At 61.2% G+C, this 23,272-nt stretch carries 20 protein-coding genes, 2 tRNA genes, 1 other RNA gene and 1 pseudogene; 21 read left to right on the forward strand and 3 right to left on the reverse strand.

What is annotated here, in order from left to right; genetic code table 11:
- The first annotated feature begins 202 nt into the window (after window positions 1-202).
- Together rnpB and AAAX73_RS06550 are read left to right on the forward strand one after the other, a co-directional pair.
- An RNA gene (gene rnpB, locus AAAX73_RS06545) (RNase P RNA component class A) lies at window positions 203-564 on the forward strand.
- 226 nt (window positions 565-790) lie between these two features.
- Window positions 791-1,429 (forward strand): YigZ family protein, encoded by a 639-nt coding sequence (locus AAAX73_RS06550; RefSeq protein ID WP_271736914.1) that lies wholly within the window; start codon window positions 791-793, stop codon window positions 1,427-1,429.
- 68 nt (window positions 1,430-1,497) lie between these two features.
- Here the strand turns inward: AAAX73_RS06550 and AAAX73_RS06555 are convergent, their stop codons facing one another.
- Window positions 1,498-1,944 (reverse strand): C-GCAxxG-C-C family protein, encoded by a 447-nt coding sequence (locus AAAX73_RS06555; protein WP_055251626.1) that lies wholly within the window; start codon window positions 1,942-1,944, stop codon window positions 1,498-1,500.
- A 230-nt stretch (window positions 1,945-2,174) separates the two neighbouring features.
- Here AAAX73_RS06555 and AAAX73_RS06560 point away from each other — a divergent pair, with 230 nt between their 5' ends.
- From AAAX73_RS06560 to AAAX73_RS06575, 4 genes and pseudogenes are all read left to right on the forward strand, one after another.
- Window positions 2,175-3,458, forward strand: a complete 1,284-nt coding sequence (locus AAAX73_RS06560) for an O-acetylhomoserine aminocarboxypropyltransferase/cysteine synthase family protein (RefSeq protein WP_271736915.1) — start codon at window positions 2,175-2,177, stop codon at window positions 3,456-3,458.
- A gap of 141 nt (window positions 3,459-3,599) precedes the next feature.
- Window positions 3,600-4,904: an MFS transporter gene (locus tag AAAX73_RS06565; RefSeq protein WP_349125428.1), complete on the forward strand. Its 1,305-nt coding sequence runs from the start codon at window positions 3,600-3,602 to the stop codon at window positions 4,902-4,904.
- A 158-nt stretch (window positions 4,905-5,062) separates the two neighbouring features.
- Window positions 5,063-5,641 carry a xanthine phosphoribosyltransferase gene (locus tag AAAX73_RS06570; RefSeq protein ID WP_022095227.1) on the forward strand — a complete coding sequence of 193 codons (579 nt, stop codon included), beginning with the start codon at window positions 5,063-5,065 and terminating at the stop codon, window positions 5,639-5,641.
- Between the two features lie 152 nt (window positions 5,642-5,793).
- Window positions 5,794-6,105, forward strand: a pseudogene (locus AAAX73_RS06575) (peptide chain release factor-like protein); the annotation flags it as partial.
- A gap of 86 nt (window positions 6,106-6,191) precedes the next feature.
- Here AAAX73_RS06575 and AAAX73_RS06580 read toward each other — a convergent pair.
- A complete protein-coding gene (locus AAAX73_RS06580; protein WP_349125429.1) occupies window positions 6,192-7,154 on the reverse strand; it encodes a diacylglycerol kinase family protein in 963 nt (320 codons plus the stop codon).
- Between the two features lie 87 nt (window positions 7,155-7,241).
- On the reverse strand, window positions 7,242-8,663 hold the full coding sequence (locus tag AAAX73_RS06585; protein ID WP_349125430.1) for a chloride channel protein: 1,422 nt from the start codon (window positions 8,661-8,663) through the stop codon (window positions 7,242-7,244).
- A gap of 210 nt (window positions 8,664-8,873) precedes the next feature.
- On the opposite strand from AAAX73_RS06585, the gene glp reads away from it, so the two are divergent.
- The 15 genes from glp to AAAX73_RS06660 all read left to right on the forward strand — a co-directional run bounded on the left by glp (window position 8,874) and on the right by AAAX73_RS06660 (window position 23,132).
- The gene (gene glp, locus AAAX73_RS06590; protein ID WP_349125431.1) at window positions 8,874-10,136 is read left to right on the forward strand and encodes a gephyrin-like molybdotransferase Glp; all 1,263 of its coding nucleotides are present in this window, start codon (window positions 8,874-8,876) and stop codon (window positions 10,134-10,136) included.
- 10 nt (window positions 10,137-10,146) lie between these two features.
- Window positions 10,147-10,626 (forward strand): MogA/MoaB family molybdenum cofactor biosynthesis protein, encoded by a 480-nt coding sequence (locus AAAX73_RS06595; RefSeq protein WP_349125432.1) that lies wholly within the window; start codon window positions 10,147-10,149, stop codon window positions 10,624-10,626.
- A gap of 203 nt (window positions 10,627-10,829) precedes the next feature.
- Window positions 10,830-11,702, forward strand: coding sequence for a molybdate ABC transporter substrate-binding protein (gene modA, locus AAAX73_RS06600; RefSeq protein ID WP_349125433.1), 873 nt, complete (start codon window positions 10,830-10,832; stop codon window positions 11,700-11,702).
- Between the two features lie 68 nt (window positions 11,703-11,770).
- Window positions 11,771-13,213 (forward strand): molybdate ABC transporter permease subunit, encoded by a 1,443-nt coding sequence (modB, locus tag AAAX73_RS06605; RefSeq protein WP_349125434.1) that lies wholly within the window; start codon window positions 11,771-11,773, stop codon window positions 13,211-13,213.
- Window positions 13,214-13,216: 3 nt separating this feature from the next.
- On the forward strand, window positions 13,217-14,287 hold the full coding sequence (locus AAAX73_RS06610; protein WP_349125435.1) for an ATP-binding cassette domain-containing protein: 1,071 nt from the start codon (window positions 13,217-13,219) through the stop codon (window positions 14,285-14,287).
- 429 nt (window positions 14,288-14,716) lie between these two features.
- Entirely contained in the window at window positions 14,717-16,000 is a 1,284-nt protein-coding gene (locus AAAX73_RS06615; RefSeq protein WP_349125436.1) for a double-cubane-cluster-containing anaerobic reductase, read from the forward strand.
- 154 nt (window positions 16,001-16,154) lie between these two features.
- Window positions 16,155-17,318: a double-cubane-cluster-containing anaerobic reductase gene (locus AAAX73_RS06620; RefSeq protein ID WP_349125437.1), complete on the forward strand. Its 1,164-nt coding sequence runs from the start codon at window positions 16,155-16,157 to the stop codon at window positions 17,316-17,318.
- A gap of 155 nt (window positions 17,319-17,473) precedes the next feature.
- On the forward strand, window positions 17,474-18,238 hold the full coding sequence (locus tag AAAX73_RS06625; protein ID WP_349125438.1) for an acyl-CoA dehydratase activase: 765 nt from the start codon (window positions 17,474-17,476) through the stop codon (window positions 18,236-18,238).
- Window positions 18,239-18,308: 70 nt separating this feature from the next.
- Window positions 18,309-19,358 carry a selenide, water dikinase SelD gene (gene selD, locus AAAX73_RS06630; RefSeq protein WP_349125439.1) on the forward strand — a complete coding sequence of 350 codons (1,050 nt, stop codon included), beginning with the start codon at window positions 18,309-18,311 and terminating at the stop codon, window positions 19,356-19,358.
- A gap of 57 nt (window positions 19,359-19,415) precedes the next feature.
- Entirely contained in the window at window positions 19,416-20,042 is a 627-nt protein-coding gene (gene yedF / locus AAAX73_RS06635; RefSeq protein ID WP_349125440.1) for a sulfurtransferase-like selenium metabolism protein YedF, read from the forward strand.
- Between the two features lie 19 nt (window positions 20,043-20,061).
- Window positions 20,062-20,313 carry a DUF3343 domain-containing protein gene (locus AAAX73_RS06640; RefSeq protein WP_349125441.1) on the forward strand — a complete coding sequence of 84 codons (252 nt, stop codon included), beginning with the start codon at window positions 20,062-20,064 and terminating at the stop codon, window positions 20,311-20,313.
- Window positions 20,310-21,449, forward strand: coding sequence for an aminotransferase class V-fold PLP-dependent enzyme (locus AAAX73_RS06645; RefSeq protein ID WP_349125442.1), 1,140 nt, complete (start codon window positions 20,310-20,312; stop codon window positions 21,447-21,449). Before AAAX73_RS06640 ends, AAAX73_RS06645 begins: the two co-directional genes overlap by 4 nt.
- Window positions 21,450-21,525: 76 nt before the next feature.
- On the forward strand, window positions 21,526-22,884 hold the full coding sequence (brnQ, locus tag AAAX73_RS06650; RefSeq protein ID WP_349125443.1) for a branched-chain amino acid transport system II carrier protein: 1,359 nt from the start codon (window positions 21,526-21,528) through the stop codon (window positions 22,882-22,884).
- 91 nt (window positions 22,885-22,975) lie between these two features.
- Window positions 22,976-23,052 (forward strand) — tRNA-Pro (locus AAAX73_RS06655).
- A gap of 6 nt (window positions 23,053-23,058) precedes the next feature.
- Window positions 23,059-23,132: transfer RNA gene (locus AAAX73_RS06660), tRNA-Gly, on the forward strand.
- The last annotated feature ends 140 nt before the right edge of the window (window positions 23,133-23,272 follow it).

Here is a 23,272-nt window from a genome sequence, read left to right on the forward strand (position 1 = left end):
TCCGGACATGCCGTCCTCCGATCTCCCGGGGCCGGCCGATCCGGCCCTCAGGGTATCGGGTTCCCACATTCATCCGCACATGTGCGGATGAATGTGGGAGGTGTTCGAATGAAGTCGATAATCAAGGGTTCTTGGTTTATCGTGTCGAACGCTTGTGTTGTGCCATTGCCTGCGGCAACGGTGTGCTACACTCTTGCACTGCTGAGTGGGCCAGACGGTCGCGCGATGTGCTGCTTGCAGCACGCGTGAGGAAAGTCCGGGCTCCAGAGGGCGGGATGCCGGCTAACGGCCGGGCGGAGTGATCCGACGGAAAGCGCCGCAGAAAAGAAGACTCCCACCTGCGCCGCAAGGCGTAAAGGGAAAAGCTGAAACGGTGGTGTAAGAGACCACCAGCGTCGTGGCAACACGGCGGCTTGGCAAGCCCCATCCGGAGCAAGCGCGAATAGGAACGCTATGGGCCGGCCCGGTCCGCGTTCGGGTAGCGTGCGTGGAGCTGCACGGTAACGTGCAGACAAGATAAATGACCGTTCACGACAGAACCCGGCTTATAGGCCCACTCAGCAACTATGTTGACGCTGCGAACCCGTCAGCGCGGCAATCTGCCTTTCAAGCCTTCGGACATGACCATAAGGTCAATGCCCTCGTCTTTCAAGGCACCTTGCTCGCGCTGACGGGTTCTCGCTTTCGTTGACGGAATCATCGACGGTTCCGTTCTATTTACTGGGGTTATCGGTACGGCCTTTGCCGTATTATTGAGGCTGTTTGTTGCTTCGCTTGTTGTTGAGGGGCTTTGTTGGACAGCTATTTTACTCTGCAATCGAATATTGAGGCTTCGGGCGAGTTTGTGGACCGCAAGAGCCGGTTTATTGCCCAGCTGGTCCATATTGAGTCCGAGGATGAGGCGAATGCCTTCATCGAGATGGTTCGCAAGCGTCATTACGACGCTCGACATAATGTACCCGCGTGGATTTTGGTCGATGGACGCGAGCGCCAGAGCGATGACGGTGAGCCGAGCCGCACGAGCGGTATGCCGACGCTCGAGGTGTTGCGCGGTGCGGGACTCAAAAATGTTTGCTGCGTAGTGACGCGCTATTTTGGTGGCACGTTGTTGGGGCCTGGTGGCTTGGTACGCGCCTATACCGCGGCGACGCAGACGGCGGTGGCCGCTGCTCAGGAGGCCGGGCAGATCGTCGAGATGACGAGCGTCGTGCCTGTTGACGTGCATGTGGCCTATCCGCAGTATGAGCAGGTGCTTCGCTTGGCGCAGGATTCGGGTGCCAAGGTTTCGGATACCGATTACGCGGATGCCGTGACACTTCATTTGGTGTTTAAAGCGGGGGAGCAGGAGCCGTTTTGCGCTAAGATGCGCGAGCTTATGGCGGGGCGCGAGGAGATTGAGGTCGGCGCTCCTGAATTTGCCGAGTTCTAACGGCGACGGCCGGCGTGCTTTTGGATGAATCCCAAGTGCGCCGGCCGTCGTTTTTCTGTTGCCGCCGTTTACTCGGCGAGCTGCTTTAGCACATCGCAGGCGATCTCGACGGCATCGTCGATGCAGCCGGGGCAGCTGCGGAGCGGACCCTTGTCCGATCCGATGCCCTTGAGCGTGCCGCAGACAGTCGTCGTGTTCTTCTCGCCAAAACGCTTGGCAATCTCGCGCGACAGCTTGTAGGTCTGGCCCTTGGTCTTGGGGTTTTCCATGCCGTCGCTCATCACGAAGCCCATGATGGCCACGGCGCCCGAGATGGCGCCGCAGGTCTCGGTCATGCCGCCCATGCCGGCGCCAAAGCCCTCGGTGAGGGTAAAGGCGACCTGGGGGTCGAGCCCGACGGCAGGCGCGAGCGTACAGGCGACGGCCTGTGCACAGTTAAAGCCACGGGCGTGGTATTCGGCAGCCTGAGCCTGACAGGCGGTGATGTCGAGCTGGGCCGTATCGATTTGCTTCATCGTTGTCTCCTTGGTCACGGTGTACCCGCCTATGGTACCCGTGCCGGTGCATGTAATCATCGAGAGCTTCATGTATGCCTCATTTTTATCTATCGAGCAAATGTCCAAGGCTTGAGATAAATGCCCCGGATCAATTTGTCTCATAACCCACCTTGGGGATGGGTTGAGAGGGGTGTGCGGTAGCGGTATCGTGAACCGAATAAAACGTAACCCAGGCAAGGGAGCTAGATATGAGCGAGCAGACCATCGGTACTACATGTGTTCAGGGCGGCTATCACCCGGGAGATGCAGAGCCGCGTCAGGTGCCCATCTACCAGTCCACCACGTGGAAGTACGACACGTCCGAGCACATGGGCAAGCTGTTTGACCTGGAGGAGTCGGGCTATTTCTACAGCCGTCTGCAGAACCCCACGTGCGATCTGGTTGCCGCCAAGATCTGCGAGATGGAGGGCGGCACTGCCGCGATGCTCACGAGCTCGGGCATGGCTGCGAACTTCCTCGCGATCTTTAACGTGGCCGGTGCCGGCGATCACGTGGTCGCGAGCTCTGCCATCTATGGCGGCACGTACAACTTGCTCGCCCACACCATGGGCCGTATGGGGCTGACCTGCACGTTCGTTGCCCCCGACTGCACTGATGAAGAGCTCGAGGCAGCCTTTGAGCCCAATACCAAGCTCGTCTTTGGCGAGACGATCGCCAATCCCGCCCTTGCCGTGCTCGATATTGAGCGCTTTGCCAAGGCTGCGCATGACCACGGCGTGCCGCTGATGGTCGATAACACCTTCCCGACGCCCGTGATGTGCCGTCCCTTTGAATGGGGCGCCGACATCGTTACGCACTCCACTACCAAGTACATGGATGGACATGCTGCCTATCTGGGCGGCGTGATCGTTGACCATGGCCAGTTTGACTGGATGGCCCATGCGGACAAGTTCCCGGGTCTCACCACGCCCGACGAGAGCTACCACGGCGTGACCTATGCCGAGAGGTTCGGTCGCGAGGGCGCCTTCATTACCAAGGCTACCGCGCAGCTCATGCGCGATCTTGGTCCTATGCAGAACCCGCAGGCGGCGTTTTTCTTGAACAGCTCGCTCGAGAGCCTGCATGTGCGCATGCCGCGTCATTGCGAGAACGGCCTGGCCGTTGCCAAGTTCCTGCAGAGTCATCCCAAGGTGCGCTTCGTGAGCTATCCGGGCCTGGAGGGCGACAAGTACTATGACCTGGCTCAGAAGTACATGCCCAACGGTACCTGCGGCGTTGTGAGCTTTGGCTTTAACGGTGGTCGCGCGGCGGCCGAGACCTTTATGAAGAGCCTCAAGCTCGCCCAGATCGCCACGCACGTGGCCGACGCCCGCACTTGCTGCTTGCATCCGGCCAACGCCACGCATCGCCAGATGAACGATGAAGAGCTCATCGCCTGTGGCATTTCCGCCGACATGGTACGCCTGTCGTGCGGCCTCGAGGACACGGCCGACTTGATTGCTGACCTTGAGCAGGCGCTCGAGCAGTGCTAGGCTAGCTCCTTACAAGGTGCCGATGCTGGCAGAAAGCTTCGGCGACCTTTCGTTCCGATTCCGTAGGCGGGACCCCAATCGCGGCTGTTTGCAGGCGATTGGGGCCCCGTTTTTTGCGTTGGGCCACTCGAAAGGATGGATATGGAGAAAACTGCAGAGCAGCTGCGCCGCGAGCACATTGCTCTAGAGGGCGACACCCATGGCAAGAACAAATGGGCGATTCTGTTTACCGTGCTCATCATGACGTTTATGGTGTGTCTGGATTCGACCGTCGTGACCGTGGCGCTGCCCGTGATGCAAAAGGAGCTGGGCGTGGGCCTCGACCGCATCCAGCTGGTGAGTTCGGTGTATCTGCTTGCGACATGCGTGGCTATGTTGCCGTTTGGCCGTCTGGGTGATGTGCGCGGCAAGGTGAATGTGTTCCAGCTGGGCGTCATCGTCTTTTCGGTCGGTTCGCTGCTGTGCGGCCTTTCGGCCTCGCTCGAGGTTCTTATCCTGGCACGCATTGTTCAGGGCATCGGTTGCGCAGCGGCCATGGCTAACAACATGGGTATCATCACCGAATCGTTTCCGGCGCGCGAACGAGGTCGTGCCATGGGTATTCTCGCGACCTTTGTGGCCCTCGGCATGATGTGTGGCCCCGTGCTCGGCGGCATGCTGGTGACAAGCTTTCCCTGGGAGAGCATCTTCCTCATCAACCTGCCCATCGGCGTCATCTCGTTTATCGTGGGGCTCTACACGCTGCCGCATGTTAAGCCGGAGGCCGGCGAGCGTCCCATGTCCCTGATCGAGGCTGCTCGTCGCTGCTTTGCAAATTCGGCCTTTACCATCAACCTTGCCTGCATGCTCATCGTGTTCGTTGGCATTGGCGCATCCGAGTTTATTCTGCCGTTCTATTTTCAGGACGCCCATGGCTTTAGCTCCGATATTTCCGGACTGCTCTTTTTGGCACTGCCGATGGTGAATGCCTTTATCGGCCCGCTTTCTGGAACGGTTTCGGACCGTGTTGGCTGCGAGGGCCCCACGGCGGTCGGCCTGGGCGTGTACGTGTGCGGTCTCTTTGCGGTAAGCACGCTCGACGAGCACTCTTCTATCCCTGTGATCGTGTGCTGTGCCGCGTTTATGTCGTGCGGCACGTCGATTTTCCAGAGCCCCAACAACTCGCTGTATATGGGTTCGGCCCCGCGCGAGGCGCTCGGTTTTGCAGGCAGCTTGGGTAGTCTAGCGCGCTATGCGGGTATGGCGGTGGGCATTACGGCGGCGTCGCATATCCTGTATGGGCAGATGAGCGTGGCGATGGGCGAGGCCGTGACCAGTTTTGTTGCAGGCCGTCCGGATGTGTTCCTGTTTGGTTTCCGTTCGGTGTTCTACGTGCTCATGGCTGTGGCCGCCGTGGGCTTTGCGCTTGCCATGGTGCGTTTGGTGAGGGTGCGCGCCCGCCATTAGCTTGTGGAGGCAGGCTTGCCACGAATCGGCCTATCTACTGGTCTTGCGGCTTTATGGTGCGATGCGGCTTGTGGGACGGGCGGGGGTCGGTCCGTGGTAGACTATCGAACAACGTTTATTAATCGCGCGGTATCGTTGCCGCGAGAAGGGGTTGCGCCATGCAGGAGCTTGAGGATCGTATTCGCCATGACGGCATCGTAAAGGCCGGTAACGTCCTTAAGGTTGACGCCTTCCTCAACCACCAGTGCGACGTTGAGCTGTTCGACCACATGGGTGCCGAGTGGGCCCGTCTGTTCGAGGGTGTCGAGATCAACAAGATCCTGACGATCGAGGCTTCGGGCATTGGCATGGCTTGCATCGCGGCTCAGCATTTTGGCGGCGTGCCGGTGGTCTTTGCCAAGAAGGCGCAGTCTATCAACCTTGACGGCGAGCAGTATGCCACGACCATCTACTCCTTTACCAAGCAGAAGGAGTACCCGGTCATCGTCGGCAAGCGCTTCCTGTCCGAGGGTGACAAGGTCCTGATTATCGACGACTTCCTGGCCAACGGCTGCGCGCTCGAGGGTCTCATCAAGATCTGCGAGGCTGCGGGTGCCGAGGTGTCCGGTATTGGCATTGCAGTGGAGAAGGGCTTCCAGGGCGGCGGCGATAAGCTCCGCGAGCGCGGCTTCCGCGTCGAGAGCTTGGCCCGCATCGCCGATATGGACTGCGAGACCGGCGAGATCACCTTCGCCTAAGCGCGCAACACAAGCGATTGGTATGCGATGTGACAAAGGGACTGTCCCTTTGTCACATTTTTTGTATGAGGGGAGGTGTTGATATGGATGAGAACAAGATGGGATGGCGTGAGTATGCGCACTATGCCGAGATGTCGGTCGAGGAGTTGGCACGCGATTGCGAGGTTCAGGTGTTTCGCGCGACGGGCCCGGGTGGGCAGGGCGTGAACACGACGGACTCGGCGGTGCGCATGAAGCATGGGCCCACGGGGATTACCGTGACGGCGCGCGAGAGCCGCAGTCAGTTCCAAAACCGTAGCAGCTGCCTGCGTAAGCTGCGCGCTGAGCTTGAGCGTCGCGGGCGTCCACCGCGCCGACGCGTAAAGACCAAGGTGCCTCAGCGCTCTCGCCAGCGCAGGCTCAATGACAAGCACTTCAACGCCATTAAAAAGGCCAACCGTCGCAAACCGGGCAGCGACGAATAGCCTCCTCATAAGTTGCGGTGAAATAGGGATTGTTTTGCGGCACTTGCTGCATAAACAGTCCCTATTTCACCGCAACTTAGGTTGGGTTAGCGGGTGGGGCGCCAGACATGGAGGGCGCCGGCGAGGATGTCGACCTCGATGCGCGAGGCGACGATGGGCTCGCCGTCGGCTTGGATGGGGTAGTCGGGCTCCTCAAAGGTGAGCTCGGCATGGCGGCAGCGGCGCATGCGAACCGGTGGCAACTTGGTATGGTGGCCGTCTTTGGCCGAGAGGAACATAGGCAGGGCAATCGCGCGAGGGACGGGGCCGCATGCGTAGCAGACGTCGAGCATGCCGTCGCAGGGGTCGGCATCGGGGCAGATGCGATAGCCCGAGCCATACGTGGGGCCCAGCTGAATCGCCATGATAATCGCCCTCACGCGCTCGGCGGGCGCCCCGTCAAAGCTGACTGTCATGAGGTAGTTGCGATAGCGCAGGCCAAACTGCTCCAGACCCGAGAGGGTGTAGAGCGGCGCGCCCGTCAAGCCGGTCTTTTTGCGCAGCTCGGTGGTGCCCAGGCCGATGGCGGCATCGATGCCGACCGAAAGCGTCTGGTCGTAGTACACAACGGAAGCCTCGCCGCTGCCGTTTGCGGGGTTCCATGAGCGAATGCGCCCGATGTCCTGACGCTGCAGCTCGCAGGTGAGCAGCGCGCCAAAATCCTTACCGGAGAAATCATCGATACCGAGCGTTTGGGCAAAATCGTTGCCGGAGCCTACGGGCAGGACGGCAAGAGCGGGCCGGACCGCCTCATCCTGTGTCATAAGCCCGTTGACGACCTCGTGGATCACGCCGTCGCCGCCGAGTGCGATAACGGTACGATAGCCCTGAGCCTGTGCGGCAAGCTCCTTGGCGTGTCCCATGTGCTCGGTTAGCACCAGATCAAACTGGGATGCGCGCGCGGTCATGTCCAAAAAGCGCTGCAGGCGCTCAGCGACCTCGCGCGCCGCACCCGACTGGGCGGCAGGGTTGGCGATTATGAGCGTGCGACCAAAATCAGTTGCGTGCATGGGGCGACTCCTGGCGTATGACGTGACGGTGCGGTCGCGCTCAGGTCGAATTGCCCCCGATTGTGGCTGCACGGCGAATACTAACGTCTACTCTATCAGGTCGTTGTGGCGCTCGATAGCATCCGCTACCGTACCGCCCTCATCCACAATAAGCGAACGGCGTTTAGGCGAGACAATGCGCTGCGCGGGATATACGCCGCGGTGGCCGCCGACAAGATAGCTGATAAACGCCACGATCACGAAGAAGCCGGCTGCCGTGCCGTGGAACAGGTCGATGGCCATCATACAGGTGGTGATGGGCACGTTAAGGCCGGCGCAGAAAACACCGAGCATGCCCAGCGCCGCCAGAAAGCTGGGGTCGATACCGACGAGGCAACCGATCCAGCCGCCGAGCGCCGCGCCGATGCCAAACAGGGGCGTGACCTCGCCGCCTTGGAAGCCCGCACCCAGGGTAAGCGCCGTCACCACGAGCTTGATGGCTGCGTCGGCAAGGGTCGTGTTACCGGCGAACCCGGCGCCCGAGAGCCAGGTGGCAAGGCCGGCATACTTCCAGGCGTCGAGCATCGCGTATGCCGCGAGCACCACGAGCGCGCCCACGAGTGCGCGAGCAAGGTAGTTGGTGATAAAGCGACCGTACAGGCTTTTGACGGTTCGAACCGACCAGGCAAAGAGGCGTGCCGTCAGACCGAAGATAATGGCGCTGATAACAACGATGGCAACCGTCCGTGGTGTCATGTTGGGAACGCTGGCGATGACATTCGCTTCGTACTCGGTACCCAGGGCGAGTGATGTAAAGTAGCCGGTAAACGAGGCGACCAGACAGTAGATGCCCGCGGTGTAGTCGATCTTGCCGATAAAACACATCTCCATGCCAAAGAACGCGCCGGCAAGGGGCGAACCGAATACGGCGCCAAAGGCCGACGAGATGCCGGCGAGCATGAGGTCGTGGTGGTCATGCTTTTTGAGGTGGGCGAGGCTCGAGATGTTGCTGGCGATGGTGCCGCCAATCTGTACCGCGGCTCCCTCGCGACCGGCCGATCCGCCCGTTAGGTGCGTGAGCGTGGAGCAGACGAAGGTGAGGACGGCCATGCGCATATGGATGAGACGTGTGCCCAGAGCGGAGTCGATGACCAGGTTGTTGCCTCGTTTGGCGGCAAGGCCGTGGTTTTTGTACACCCATGCGGTGGCAACGCCCACAACAGGAAGCAAGGCGTAGACCCATGCATGGTGCTCGCGATAGTCGGTCGCGATATTCAGCGAGGCCAAAAACGCCCAAGCGGCAACGCCCATGGCGAGCGAGACGATGACGACGAGTACGAGCAACTTAGCGCTCGCGAGTAGGTTGCGGGCGTTGCGGAGTGTGTCGGCAGCCAAGAGATGCTCGGAGCGGGTGAGCTGTTGCCTGCCTGCCATGATGACGTCGCTAAGGGAGAAAAGGCCGCCGTCGTCGAGCGGCTGGGAATGATCCTGCGCCTCGTTTGCGCTTTCGGGTTTGTCGTTATGAGCCATATGTTCCTCTTTTAGGTTGTAACGCAAGCATTATAAAACGCGGTAAACGCGACGAGCCGGTGGGTTGGTTTCCATTCTGTTTCGCGGCCTGCAACCGACAGGTGTATTTGCGGGTACAGGCCGAGTCGCGGTCGTGCGTCGGGGGATTATACTGAGACAAGCATAAAGAATCGGCGCTCCTGTTGTGCGCCGTGGCATTAAGAGGTGCATATGGCAGAGAAACTCATTCCGCTGGAGGACGCGCAGTCGATTGTTCTGTCGCATGTTGTTCCGACGGATCTCATCGAGATTCCCGTGTGGCAGGCCGCCGGTCTTCCCTTGGCCGAGGACGCGGTGGCCGATATCGACATCTCGCCGTTTGCCAACAGCGCTATGGACGGATATGCCGTGCGCTCGGCGGACTTGGTGCAGGCGTCTGGCGAGGCGCCGGTGACGCTCGACGTTATCGGACACGAGGCCGCGGGCCATGTGTTTGAGGGCGCAATCGCCCCGGGCGAGGCGGTCCGCATCATGACGGGTGCGCCGGTGCCCGAGGGTGCGGATGCCGTGGTGAAATACGAGATTGTCGAGGTGCTTGACGGCAATGGCAACGAGGGCTCACGCGTGAGCTTCTCGGCGCCTGCCAAGGTGGGGGAGAACGTTCGCTCTGCCGCCGAGGAGGCTCATGCCGGCGATGTTGTGATGCACGCCGGCGAGGTCGTGGCTCCGGCGGGCGCCGGCCTACTGGCAAGCGCCGGTTACGCTAGCGTGAAGGTCCATGCCGCTCCGCGCGTGGGCATTATCTCGCTGGGCACGGAGCTGGTCGCGCCGGGTGAGCTGCCGGCGCGCGGTCAGATTCGCGATTCCAACTCCTCGGCGTTAATGGCCGAGGCATTCGATGCCGGCGCCGAGCCCGTGTTCTACGGCATTGCGCCCGATGATGAGCAGGCGATTGCCGAGCTGGTGCATCGTACCGTGCAGGAGTGCGATTTTGTCATTACGAGCGGTGGCGCCTCGGCGGGTGATTACGATTTCGTGACGGCGCTCGTCCGGCGCGAGGGCGAGGTGCTGTTCGATCGCATCTCGATGCGTCCGGGCAAGGCCATTACGTTTGGCTTGCTTGGGGGTAAGCCGTATTTGGGGCTTTCGGGCAATCCCGCAGCGGCGTATGTGGGCTTTGAGATGCTCGCCCGCCCGGCGATTCGCAAGATGCGCGGATTTGCCGAAGGCATGCGTCCCGTGCAGCAGGCGATATTGACGCACGGCGTGAAGAAGCGCCAGGACCGACGCTTCTTCGATCGCGCGACGGTTTTGCGCGACCCCGAGACCGGTGAGCTGCTGGTGACCGAGGCCAAGACGCAGAATTCGGCGCTGCTTGGAACTATGCAGCGTGCGAACTGCCTGCTGTGTATTGACGAAGGACCGTGCGAGCTCAGGGCGGGAGATGTCGTGGACGTTGTTCGCGTCGACCTGCCCGAGGGAACGGTGCTATAGGGGGAACGCTATGGAGTTGAAGATTTCGATCGTGACGTGCTCGGATACGCGCGATTTTGCGCAGGACGAGGCGGGTGCCGCGCTCGAGGAACTTATCGAGGCGCAGGGATGGACGGTCGCCTCGCATGTGGTCGTGCGCGACGACGTCAGCGAAATCGGTGATGCCATTGTGGAAGCCGCCGATGCGTGCCACGCCAATGTCGTGCTCACCTGTGGCGGCACGGGGCTTTCGATGCGCGACGTGACACCCGAGGCGACGCGTGCCGTCTGCGACCGCGATGTGCCGGGTATTGCAGAGGCAATCCGTGCGTATTCCATGACCAAGACACGCCGCGCTATGCTCTCGCGCGCCGTGTGCATGCAGCGTGGGTATACACTTGTCATCAACTTTCCGGGATCTACGAAAGCGGCCCGCGAAAGCTGGGAGGCCGTGAGCGACCAGCTGGAGCATGCGGCCCAAATGACGGCGGGCGGCGGGCACGCCAAATAAGCGGTTTACCTGCGGCGGGGCGACCTGAACGGCTGCTCCGCCTTTGTTTTCCGCCGAAGCGACGCCAAGGTGTATGGCAACTCGAAACTATATTCTCTGGCGAGAATAATTTCTCACTATCATTATTCTCGCAGAAGTATAATCTGATTGCAGATTAAAGCCCGCGGTGGGGTACCCGGGCACAAGATCCGAAAGGGTTGAACATGTTCGATATGGTTTCTCGCCGCGGATTCGTCTCGCTTTCTGCTGTCGCCGCTGCCGGTCTTGGGCTTGCCGGCTGCTCGAGCAACAAGGCGTCCGAGCCGGCCGGATCTGTTACCGGTTCTGCTAAGGCATCTTCCAAGAAAGCTGTCGAGCTTCAGGTCTTTGCTGCCAACTCACTTGAGAAGGCCCTTCCCGAGGTCCAGGAGCTCTACACCGACCAGACCGGTACCACGTTTGCCGACACGCAGTTTAAGGCCTCCGGCGACCTTGTCGAGCAGATGCGTGCCGGTGCCACGGTTGACGTACTCATCACGGCCTCCAAGGGCACCATGGACGACGCCGAGGCCGCCGGACTCGTCGATGCCGACACCCGTGAGGATATGTTCGTCAACGACCTTGTGATCATTCGCGCCGAGGGCTCCGACACCAAGGTCGAGGTCATCGACGACGTCGCGAATCTGGACGGCAAGATCGCCATTGGCGACGCCAAGACCGTTCCCGCCGGCAAGTACGCCAACCAGGCCCTGGCCTCCGTGGGCCTCTACACCGGCACCGAGGGCGACGACGGCGAGTATGCTCCCGAGATCGCCGACAAGGTCGCGCTGGCCGACAAAGTTGGTACCGCCGCCGCCTATGTGTCCACAGGCGACTGCGTGGCCGGTTTTGTCTACAGCTCTGACATCTTCCGCTACGACGGCATCGAGGAGGCCTTCGTGTGCCCCGAGGATTCGCACAAGCCCATCGTGTATCCGGGCGCTGTCGCCGATGGCTCCGAGCATGCCGACGAGGCCAAGGCGTTCATCGACTTCTGCCTGACCAACAAGAAAGCTCAGAAGATTTGGGCTAAGTACGGCTTTGAGCTTTCCGCGTAGTGCGGCTTGGCGTGATAATTCCATCGTTTTGTGTTTCACTCCGTCCTTGTATTCGCTTGGAGCTTTTCGTGCTTAATAGATTCCGCATGCTTGTCGCCTGTGCTTTGGCCTTCGCGCTTTGCTGTGTGCCGGGATTTGCGTTGGCTGGGGATGCTGAGGACGGGGCCCAGGTTGCTGCGACCGCTCATGGGCTTTCCTATGGGATCGAGGGTTTTGAGCGGTTGGCCAAGGGGACCGCTCGTGCCATGGAAGGCCAGCCTGAGGGCTACCGGTTTCCCGTTGACGAGGACGTGGACCTTGTGGTGGCGCCTGCTGCCGATCGCGTTGTGGTGTGGATATCGCCCAAGGCGGTCGAGAAGTTTGGATTGGATCCGCAGGACAACGAGTGCGTATCGGGTCTCAAGGCCCTCGTCTGTGAGCTCGACAGCGCAAACTGCATGGGAGGTGCGCAGCTGGGGGATATGGATCTTCCTTGGTATGTCACGGCGGAAACAACGTTTGATGCCGGCGGGTATACCTATGGCTTTGACGAGCACGGTGCGGATGGGGACCGCTATGTGGTGATTGCATCAGCCTCAGGTGATGCCAAGGGCGGCGCGCGTTGGCTTGATAGCGCTCAAATGGTTGAGGCATCGTCTGTCGTGTTACGGGATGAGCAGGGGCCCTTGACCTCTCTGGTCTCCTTTTTGGGCGACATCGACTATCGCCCGTTTTGGGTGTCCATAAAAACGAGCGGCCTTGCCCTGCTGATCTCCGTTGCGCTGGGCTTGTTCGCCGCGTGGAAGACTATGGGTACCTCGAGTCGTATCAAGGGCCTGCTCGATTCGGTCTTTACGATTCCTATGGTGCTGCCGCCCACGGTCTGCGGCTTTCTGCTCCTCATGCTGTTTGGCCGCTCGACCGGGGTCGGTCGGTGGCTTATCGCGCATGGCGTCTCGATCGTCTTTACGTGGCCCGCGGCGGTGATATCTGCCGTGGTGGTGTCGTTTCCCCTGGTCTACCGCACGGCGCTCGGTGCCTTTGAGAGCCTCGATACGCAGATGCTCGACGCCGCGCGAACCTTGGGATGGTCCGAACGTCGCATCTTTGCCAAGCTCATGATGCCGCTCGGCTGGCCCTCCATCGCCGCCGGCACGGTGCTCGCCTTCGCGCGTGCCATGGGCGAGTTTGGCTGCACCCTGTTCTTTGCGGGCAACTACGCCGGCATTACCCAGACCATTCCCATCGCCATCTACTTTGAGTGGATGGGGGGCAACACGTCGGTAGCCCTCTTTTGGGTCGTGGTCGTAATTGCGTTCAGCTTCCTGGTCATTCTGTTCATCAATATGTACACCGCTCATTCGCAAAAGTATCGCGAGCGGGGCCTTTCCCGTGCGGAGCGCAAGCAGGCCAAGCAGCTGGGTGGCCAGGCCGATTCGCTCGACCCAGTCGGCGGCGATGCGCTGCGTATCGATCGCGAGGCGCTGGCCGAGCTCATGCGCGATGACGCCGTCTCGAAGGGAGGTCGATAGGCCATGTCGCTTGTCCTGGATATCAAAAAGCGCTTTCCGGGGTTTATGCTCGACATGCAGCTTGAGGCCGGCGAGGAGTGTGTGGCGCTGCTGGGCGCCTCGGGTTGTGGCAAGAGCTGTACACTGCGCTGCATTGCCGGTGTGGAGACCCCCGACGAGGGGAAGATCGTCGTCAACGGCGTGACCTTTTTTGACTCGGCGGCGGGCATCAACCTGTCGCCCCAGGAGCGCAAGTGTGCCCTGCTGTTCCAAAACTATCAGCTGTTTCCCAACATGACGGTGGCCGATAACGTGTGCGCTGGCGTTGAGGGTGCAGGCGACGCCGCGGCGCGCAAGCAACTTGCCGAGCGCTACCTGAGTATCTTTGGACTGGCCGACTTTGCCGACCGCTATCCCGCGCGCCTCTCGGGCGGCCAGCAGCAGCGCGTGGCGCTCGCCCGCATGGTAGCGGCGCACCCGGGCATCTTTATGTTCGACGAGCCCATGAGTGCGCTCGATGCGTACCTCAAGAGCGCCCTCGAGCAGAACATGCTCGACCTGTTCGATGTATGCAACCGCACCGTGCTCTACGTGAGTCACGATATCGACGAGGCGTGCCGTCTGTGCGAGCGCATCTGCGTGATGCGCAACGGGCATGTTGAGGAGATCGGCTCCATCGAGGACGTGGTTCGCCGTCCGCAGACGCTGGCGGCGCTGCGTCTGACGGGGTGCAAGAACACAAGCCGGGCGCGCAAGATTGGCGACGAAGAAGTTGAGGCCCTCGACTGGGGCATGACCTTTAACGTGGGCCGCGAGGTTCCCGATAATGTGGTGTACCTGGGCATTCGCGCAAGCTACTTCCATGTTGACAATCGTGCTGAGCGTGGTCGCAACAGCTACGATTTGCACGTGGCGCGCGTGAGCGATTCGCGTTTTGAGCGCCTGGTGCTGTTGGATGCGCCGCGGGCCGATGCGCCCACGCGTCTGCAGTGGAAGGTCAACAAAGTGGGCATGCCTGTCGACGAGCTACCGCAAGCAGGCGAGACGCTGCGCATGCATTTTGATGCCAGCAGGATCCATTTGGTTTGTCGATAGCGCCGGGTAATGCCGTCGGGGATATAAGCCTCGTCGGCTTTATCTTGTCGCACGACGAATGAGGGATGACAAACTCTTATCAATTAAGATAATTATTTATTAAACGACGGCACACGACGCTGTCGTACGCATGTCGGCGGTGTTCGTCTGGACGACAACCGTTGATATAGTTGACCTTAACTTGTAAAGGAGGGTGCGCACATGCCGCAGACGACATATATTCGCCGCGTTGCCGCGCGTGCCCTGTATATGGCTCGGAGCCGCATATGAGCAGGTATGTTCACGGCTCCGGGAGAGACGACGCACAACTAAATAACCGTCCGCAAGGCAGGTTCCCTAAAATTCCGGGTTTGAGCACGGCCGGGCAATCGCCGTCCGTCGTGCATCGATACCGCTGTTATCCGTTTTTGGTTCGAGAGGGGAACCGTCATGGCTGAAGAATTCGATTTCCATCCGATGTGGGAGAGCCTCGGCATGAATCTTGCCGACCACGACATGCTGCTGGGCGCCGTGGGCCAGATGTACGGCGATATGTTCCTGACGCAGAACAATCGCCCCAAGTCCACGTCCTACCTGGACTTTGTAGCCACCAACATCCACAGCGGCCGTATTAAGGAGATGCTCGACAAGAAGGAGGCCGGCGAGGCCACCAAGATCGTGGGCTCGTTCTGCGTCTACGTGCCCGAGGAGATTGTGCTCGCCTGCGACGGCATTCCCGTGGGCCTGTGCTCGGGTGCCGACTGGGCGACCGACAAGGTCGAGGAGCATCTGCCGCGCAACACCTGTCCGCTTATCAAGAGCTTTGCCGGCTTTAAGCTGGGCGAGGTCTGCCCCTACATCGAGTCGAGCGACTTGGTAGTCGGCGAGAACACCTGCGATGGCAAGAAGAAGGCCTACGAGTTCTTTGCCACGCAAAAGAACATGTACGTCATGGATATCCCCAACGTACACGACAAGTCGACGCTCGTGACCTGGAAGGCCGAGGTCAAGAAGCTCGCCGCCAAGATCGAGGAAGAGTGCGGCGTCACGATTACGCCCGAGCGCCTGAAGGCCGCCATCCACGCCGTAAATGAGAAGCGCCGTGCCCTGCAGCGCCTCGCTGCCACGCGCGCTGCCGACCCGGCGCCCATCAGCGGTCTCGACAGCCTGCTGACCGTTCAGGCCGCCTTTATGGACGACACGCCGCGTCTGACCGGAGCCATTAACGATATGGCGGCTGAGTGCGAGCAGCGTGTCGAGGCCGGCGAGGGCGTGGCGCCCAAGGGGACCAAGCGCATCCTGTACACCGGCACGCCCATGGCCGTGCCCAACTGGAAGCTATTCAACCTCATCGAGAAGGCCGGCGGCGTCGTGGTGGGCGAGGAGTCCTGCACGGGCTCGCGCTACTACAAGGACCTGATCGACGAGTCCGGCGAGACGGTCGACGAGATGCTCGACGCCATCGCCGAGCGCTACTTTAAGATCAACTGCGCCGTCTTTACGCCCAATGACCAGCGTATGAAGGACATTGTCCAGATGGCCAAGGATCTGCATGCCGACGGTATCGTCGATGTGGCCCTGCAGTTCTGCACGCTCTACGAGATGGAGTCGTTTGCCGTGGAGAAGGCCGCCGAGGAGGCCGGTATTCCGTTTATGCACATCACGACCGACTACGCCGGCGAGGATGCAGGCCAACTGCAAACCAGGATCGAGGCTTTCTTGGAAACCATTTAGGGCTATCCGTCTCGGCGGCTTCCCCAGGCACCCGATCTTGCCGTTCTAACTGTCGCTTGCGTACCAAAGTACGCGGCGCTCCTCTTTCACGGCAACCTCGAGCACCTGGGAAAGCCGTTTCCTTGTTTGGTTAAAAGGTTTGTTAAGGAGCTATATGTCGGAATATATTGAGCAGCCGTTGCCGTCCACGTTTGAGGAGTTCAACGAACAGCGCAAGGCGGCGTTTATTCGCGTCAAGGATTATAAGCAGGCGGGTAATCGCCTGGTCGGCTTCTTGTGCAGCTATACGCCGCTCGAGATTATCGATGCCGCGGGCGCCGCAAGTGTCGCTCTGTGCGGTACGTCCGACGAGGTGATTCCCGAGGCCGAGAAGGTGCTGCCGGCAAATCTGTGTCCGCTCATCAAATCGACGTACGGCTTTGCCTACTCGCAAAAGTGTCCGTTTACGTACTTTAGCGACATGATCATCGGCGAGACCACCTGCGACGGCAAGAAGAAGATGTACGAGCTACTCAACGAGCTCAAGCGCACGCACATTCTGCACCTGCCGCAGGGTCGCGATCGCGCCTACGAGCGTGAAGGCTGGTACGAGGAGTGCCGCCTGCTCAAGGAGGAGCTCGAGGGCTTCTACGGCATTACGATTACCGATGACGACCTGCGCGCCGCCGTCCGTCGTCGCAATCGCCTGCGTGCTGCCCAGCTCGAGATGTTTGCGCTGCAGGCCAACCAGCCGGCGGCCATGAGCGGCGTCGACCTGATGAGCACTATGTTTGCCGGTACGTTCAGCTTTGATATTGAGGCCTATACGCAGCAGCTGGAGCAAAAGGTTGCCAAGCTGCGCGAGGCCTACGACGCGGGCGAGCGCCCGGTTGCGGCGGATGCTAAGCGCATTCTGATCACCGGTTGCCCGGTGGGCGGTGTGATCAACAAGATCGGCCGCACCATCGAGTCCAACGGCGGTGTGGTCGTGTGCATGGACGACTGCTCGGGCGAGCGCACGGCGGCCATGATGATCGACCCGGAGGCTCCCGACATCCTGCGCGCCATCGCCGACCGCTACCTGGATATCAACTGTTCGGTCATGACGCCCAACGACGGTCGTATGGAAAATACGCTGGCCATGTGCGAGAAGTACCACGTCGATGGCGTGGTAGAGAGCGTGTTACAGGCCTGCCACACCTTCAACGTTGAGAGCGCGCGCATGCAGGAGGCCGTCGAGGGTGCGGGTATTCCGTACATGAAGATCGAGACCGACTACAGCAACGGCGACATGGGCCAGATCGAGACGCGCATCGCTGCCTTTATCGAAACTCTCTAGCTTCCTCAGGCACCGGATCTTGCCCCTCAAACCGTCGCTTGCGTACCCAAAGTACGCTGCGCTCCTCTTTCGGGACAATCTCCGGTACCTGAGAAACCTAGAGCTAAGGCGCCTGAACGCGCCGCTGTCTTTGATGTTTAGATTGGGAGAGAGCCATGATAGGGATCGGGATTGATATCGGGTCTACGGCGGCTAAGGCTGCTGTGGTCGATGGGGAGGGTTCGGTGGCCTGGACGTGCGTGCAGCCAACCGGGTTTTCCTCGGTCGATGCTTCCGAGCGGCTGCGCGAGGCGCTGGCAGCGGCCGGCTACGACGTGACGGCCGACGACGTGCGCGTGGTCGCGACCGGCTACGGTCGTGTCGCCGTGCCCTATGCGCACAAGGTCGTGACCGAGATTACCTGCCACGGTACCGGTGCCGTGCGCCTGTTTGGCGATCACGGCACCGTGATCGACGTGGGCGGTCAGGACACCAAGGTCATTCAGCTTAAAAGTGGCCGAGTGGCCAAGTTTGCCATGAACGACAAGTGCGCCGCCGGCACGGGGCGCTTTTTGGAGATCATGGCCGACCGCCTAGGTATTTCCCAGCAGCAGATGGCCGATCTGGCACGTTCCGGCGAGCCTACCAAGATTTCCAGCATGTGCACGGTGTTTGCCGAAAGCGAGGTCATCAGCCTGATCGGTCGTGGCGAGCCGCGCGAGAACATTGCGCGTGGCGTGATCGACAGCGTGGTCTCGCGCGTGGCGACCATGGCCGGGCAGGCCGCGGGCGCCCCGTACTACCTGACCGGTGGCCTGTGCGAGAACGCCTTCGTGGTGGAGCGGTTGGGCGAGCTACTGGGGTCGCCGGTGACCACCTCGCCCCAGGCTCGCTTTGCCGGAGCGATCGGCGCGGCGATTCGCGCACAGGCGCTCAATTAATGCATCCGCCGTCGGCTCGCATTCATGCGTATACTGGGAGAAAATGATTGACCGATGAGAGGAGGTATCGATGGCTGACGATCAGATTAGGCTCACGTCTATGACGGCCGCGAGCGGTTGAGCCGCCAAGCTGGCTCCCGGAGCCCTCGCCCAGGTCCTGGGCGATTTGCCCAATGTGCATAATGACAACTTGCTCGTGGGGTTCGATACCTCCGACGATGCGAGCGTCTTCAAGGTGGGGGAGAACCTGGGCCTCGTGCAGTCCGTCGACTTCTTCCCACCCATGGTGGACGACCCCTTCCTCTTTGGCCAGATCGCCGCCGCCAACTCGCTGTCGGACATCTACGCCATGGGAGGCACTCCCTCGCATGCCATGAACCTGCTCTGCATCCCCAGCTGCCTAGGGGTGGAGGTGGCCGGTCAGATCTTGGCGGGCGGCGCCGACAAGTGCGTCGAGGCGGGCTGCACCATCGCGGGCGGCCACACCATCAACGACGATGAGCCCAAGTACGGCCTGTCCGTCTCGGGTTTTGTGCAGCTCGACCGCATGCTTGCCAACGGTGGGGCGCGCCCGGGTGATGTACTGCTGCTCACCAAGCCGGTGGGCTCGGGCATCATCACCACGGCCATTAAGGGCGAGCTTATCGAGCAGGACGAGGCCGCAGCCATGTTTGACTCGATGTGCACCCTCAACGAGGCGCCGATTCGTCTGGCCGAGGGGCTCGAACTTCACGGCTGCACCGACATTACGGGCTTTGGCCTGATTGGGCATGCGTGCGAGATGGCCGAGGGCTCGGGCGTGCAGATTGAGCTTGCGTCGGGGGCGGTGCCGCTCTTTGACCAGGTGCTCGACATGGCGCGTCTGGGCATTATCCCCGCTGGCTCCTACCGCAACCAGGACTTCTTTGGCCCGCGCGTGACGGCCGACGAGGACCTTGAGCCGGGCATGTTGGATGCGCTGTACGATCCACAGACTTCAGGCGGTTTGCTTATTGCGGCGCCCGCGGCGGATGTGGATGAGCTTGCGCGCCGTCTGGATGCCGAGGGGCGTATCGCCGCCGTTGTCGGTCGCGTGTGCGAGCCGGTGCCAGGCGGTCCTGCCGTCCACGTTGTCCGTTAACGACACGTTTATTGAGCTCTGTACCGTTCTAAAACGATTAATTCGAAAGGAAATACTATGTCTACCAAGATTGAAGTCAATGCCATGGGCGATGCCTGCCCGCTGCCCGTCGTCAAGACGCTCAAAGCCCTGAAGCAGCTTGATGGCGAGGGCACGGTTGTGACCTCGGTCGATAACGAGACCGCCGTCAAGAACATCTCCAAGATGGCGCAGGAGAAGGGCTGCACGGCCTCGGTCGAGAAGGTTTCTGACGTCGAATGGCACGTGACCGTGGCGACCTCTGGCGCCGTTGCCGTGGCTGATCCCGAGCAGGATGGCGCTGCCTTCTGCGATGCCAGCGCCGGCAAGGGCAAGCTCGTCATTTCCGTCTACACCGACTGCATGGGCCGCGGCGACGACGAGCTGGGCCACAAGCTCATGAAGGCCTTCATCTTTGCCGTGACGCAGCAGGAGGAGCTGCCCGCGACCATGCTGTTCTATAACGGCGGCGCCAAACTCACCGTCGAGGGCTCACCGGTACTCGACGACCTGAAGGGTCTGGCCGAGCAGGGTGTTGAGATCCTAACCTGCGGCACCTGCCTCGATCACTATGGCATTAAGGACCAGCTGGCGGTGGGCGAGGTCACCAACATGTACGTGATCGTGGAGAAGATGGAGCAGGCCGTGCGCGTTGTGCGCCCGTAGCGTATTGGTTGGAGTTGCCATGAGGGAGAAGCGCCCGGCGCTTGTCATCACGTTTCCTACCACGGCGGCCGCCATGGGCTGCGAGTCCCTGTGCATCGAGCGCGGCCTTCCTGGGCGAACAATTCCCGTGCCCGGGGAGGTCGCTGCCGGCTGCGGTTTGGCATGGAAGGCACAGCCTTCGGATGAGGACCTGCTGCGCGGCGAGCTTGCTGCGGCAGGCGTTCCCACCGAGGGCTTTACGGTGATCGACATGTGGGAGGTCGTGCGATGATCTACCTGGATAACGCGGCGACGACCATGCACAAGCCGCAGACGGTCATCGATACCGTGACGCAGGCGATGTGCTCGCTTGGCAATGCCGGGCGCGGCGCCACGTCGGGTGCCCTCGATGCCGCTCGTACGATTCACGCTTGCCGTGCCAAGATTGCGCGCCTTTTGGGTTGCCCGAGGGCGGACCATGTGTGTTTTACGCCCAACTCCACCGCGGCGCTCAACACCGCCATCTGTGGCGTGGTGCGTCCCGGTGACCGCGTGGTCACGACGGTGCTCGAGCACAACTCGGTGCTGCGTCCGCTCAATCGCCTGGCGACGGAGCAGGGTGTGACGGTTGAGCATACGGGCTGCGACGCGAACGGCGCGCTCGACTACGACGAGCTCGAGCGGCTAGTCACGCCCGGTACGCGTGCCGTGGTTGTGACGCACGCCTCAAATGTGACCGGCAACGCGGTCGACATTGCGCGCGTGGCGGCCATGGCCCATGCGGCCGGTGCGCTGGTGATCGTCGATGCCTCTCAGTCTGCCGGCACGGCGCGTATCGATATGCATGCCATGGGGCTCGACATTGTGTGCTTTACCGGCCACAAGGGGCTCATGGGACCCCAAGGCACCGGCGGCCTGGCCGTGGCGGAGGGCATTGACGTGTCTCCGTGGGCCATGGGCGGCACGGGCGTGCACAGCTTTGACCCACTGCAGCCACTTGAGTGGCCCACGCGCCTGGAGGCGGGCACGCTCAACGGTCACGGCGTCGCGGGACTTTCTGCCGGTCTCGACTTTATCGAGGCGCAAGGCGGGGTCGAGGCGATTGCGGCGCATGAGCGCTCGCTTGCAGAGCGCTTCCTCGCCGGTGCTCGCGAAATCCCCGGCATTGTGCTCTACGGTGCGTTTGACCAGCCCGTGCGCTCGGCGATCGTCTCACTCAACGTGGGTGATATCGACTCGGCCGAGATCTCGGACGCGCTCATGCAAGGGTGGGGGATTGCGACGCGCCCCGGTGCCCATTGCGCTCCGCTCATGCACCGTGCGTTAGATACCGAGCGCCAGGGTGTCGTCCGCTTCTCGTTTGGGTATTTCAACACGACCGAAGAAGTCGACACGGCTATCGATGCTCTGCGCAATTTAGCCTGCTAAAGCTGCTGGAGCGTTTATACTTGCGGGACGGGTATTTTGCCCGTCCCGTTTTTGTTTCGACCCGAAAGGTGTGCCTATGGCTTCATCCGCCCCGCGCGGTCTGCGTTCCGACCATGTCGTTACCGTCGGCATTGCGCTGTTCTCGATGCTCTTTGGCGCCGGTAACCTCATTATTCCGCCGCTGCTGGCGCTGCAGGCAGGTTCTGCCACGCCGGTTGCCATGATCGGCTTTTTGATTGCCGCTATCGGTCTGCCCGTTATGGGATTTATCGCCGTCGCGCTCGCTGGCACGGCCCGAGAGCTGGCTGGGCGTGTGCATCCTAAGTTTGGCGAATTCTTCGTTGCGGCGGTCTACCTGGCCATCGGTCCGTGCCTGGCCATTCCGCGCACAAGCTCTACGGCGTTCGAAATGCTGGTGCCGCTGCTACCCGAGGGCGTTTCGCTCGGCACGGCACGTCTGGTGTTTGCCATCGGGTTCTTCGTCGTCGCGTTTGCGCTCACGCTGCGTCCAGGCGTCATCACGCGCGTGCTCGGCCGCATTACGGGCCCTGCGCTCATTGCGCTCATCGTGCTGGTCGTGGGTGCTGCCGTGATCTCGCCGCTGGGACCGGCTGCCGCGCCGCAGGCCCCTTACGATGCCGGTGCTGCCGTGCAGGGCTTTCTGACTGGCTATCAGACCATGGACCTGCTCGCGTCACTTGCCTTCGGCATCATCATCGCCGAGACCATCCACGAGCTGGGTGTTACCGATGACAAGCGCGTAGCCTTCGAGATCTCGCGTTCCGGTGTTATCGCCGGCGTGCTCATGGCCATCATCTACTGCGGCTTAGGCCTTGCCGGCATGCAGCTCGGCACCGTGATGCCCGGCGCTACCAACGGCGCCGCCATCCTCGCCCGTTCGGCCTCCATGCATTTTGGGCTTGCCGGCACGGTCGTGGTCTTCGCCATCTTCTTCCTTGCCTGCATGAACGTGTGCATCGGCCTCATCAGCTGCTGCTCGCGTTACTTCTGCGAGACGTATGTGGTCGAAGGGGGAGCGGAGGCCTCCGAGGAGGCCATGCGCCGTCCCTTTGCGGTTCTCGCCTTTGTGTTCGCAGCGTTTTCGTGCGTGCTCTCCAACGTGGGCCTCGACGTGATTCTTATGTTCTCGGTGCCCATGCTCAACGCCTTGTATCCCGTTGCCATCGTGCTGGTACTGATGGGCCTGGTGCACGGCTTTTGCGACGCTCATCCGCAGGTGTGGGTCTGGGTCGGCGGCGTGGTTGCCGTGCAGAGTGTGATCACCTCGGTCCGCGACGCGTTCTTTGCGGGCGCGTGGCTACCGTTTGATGTGCTGCCGCTGGCGGATATCGGTGCCGCGTGGGCGCCGGTTGCTGTGGCGGCGTTTGTGATCGGTTTGGTTCATAGCCAGTTTGTCGCACATTCGAGGAGCTAGGGTTTCTGCGCTTGCACAGGCGGGAAGTCTCCCCTATAATTTCCTTCGCTTTGGGACACGCAAGGTTTATGCCTTAGCTGCTCAACACCTTCGGGACGTGGCGCAGTTTGGTAGCGCGCCTGCTTTGGGAGCAGGATGTCGCAGGTTCAAATCCTGTCGTCCCGACCATATCTTGCGGGCGTAGTTCAATGGTAGAACCCCAGCCTTCCAAGCTGATGACGCGGGTTCGATTCCCGTCGCCCGCTCCATAGGATAGTTTTAACGGCTTTGGCTCCATTTGGTGTCAGAGCCGTTTTCATAAGCGTGCCGGGCGACGGGAATCGAACCCGGCAGGGTGCGAAGCTGAGAAAATGCGTGAGCATTTTCCAGCGCAGCACGCAAGGGCCAA

The sequence above is a fragment of the Collinsella sp. CLA-ER-H9 genome (assembly GCF_040092295.1).
In the GTDB taxonomy this organism is placed as follows: Bacteria; Actinomycetota; Coriobacteriia; order Coriobacteriales; family Coriobacteriaceae; genus Collinsella.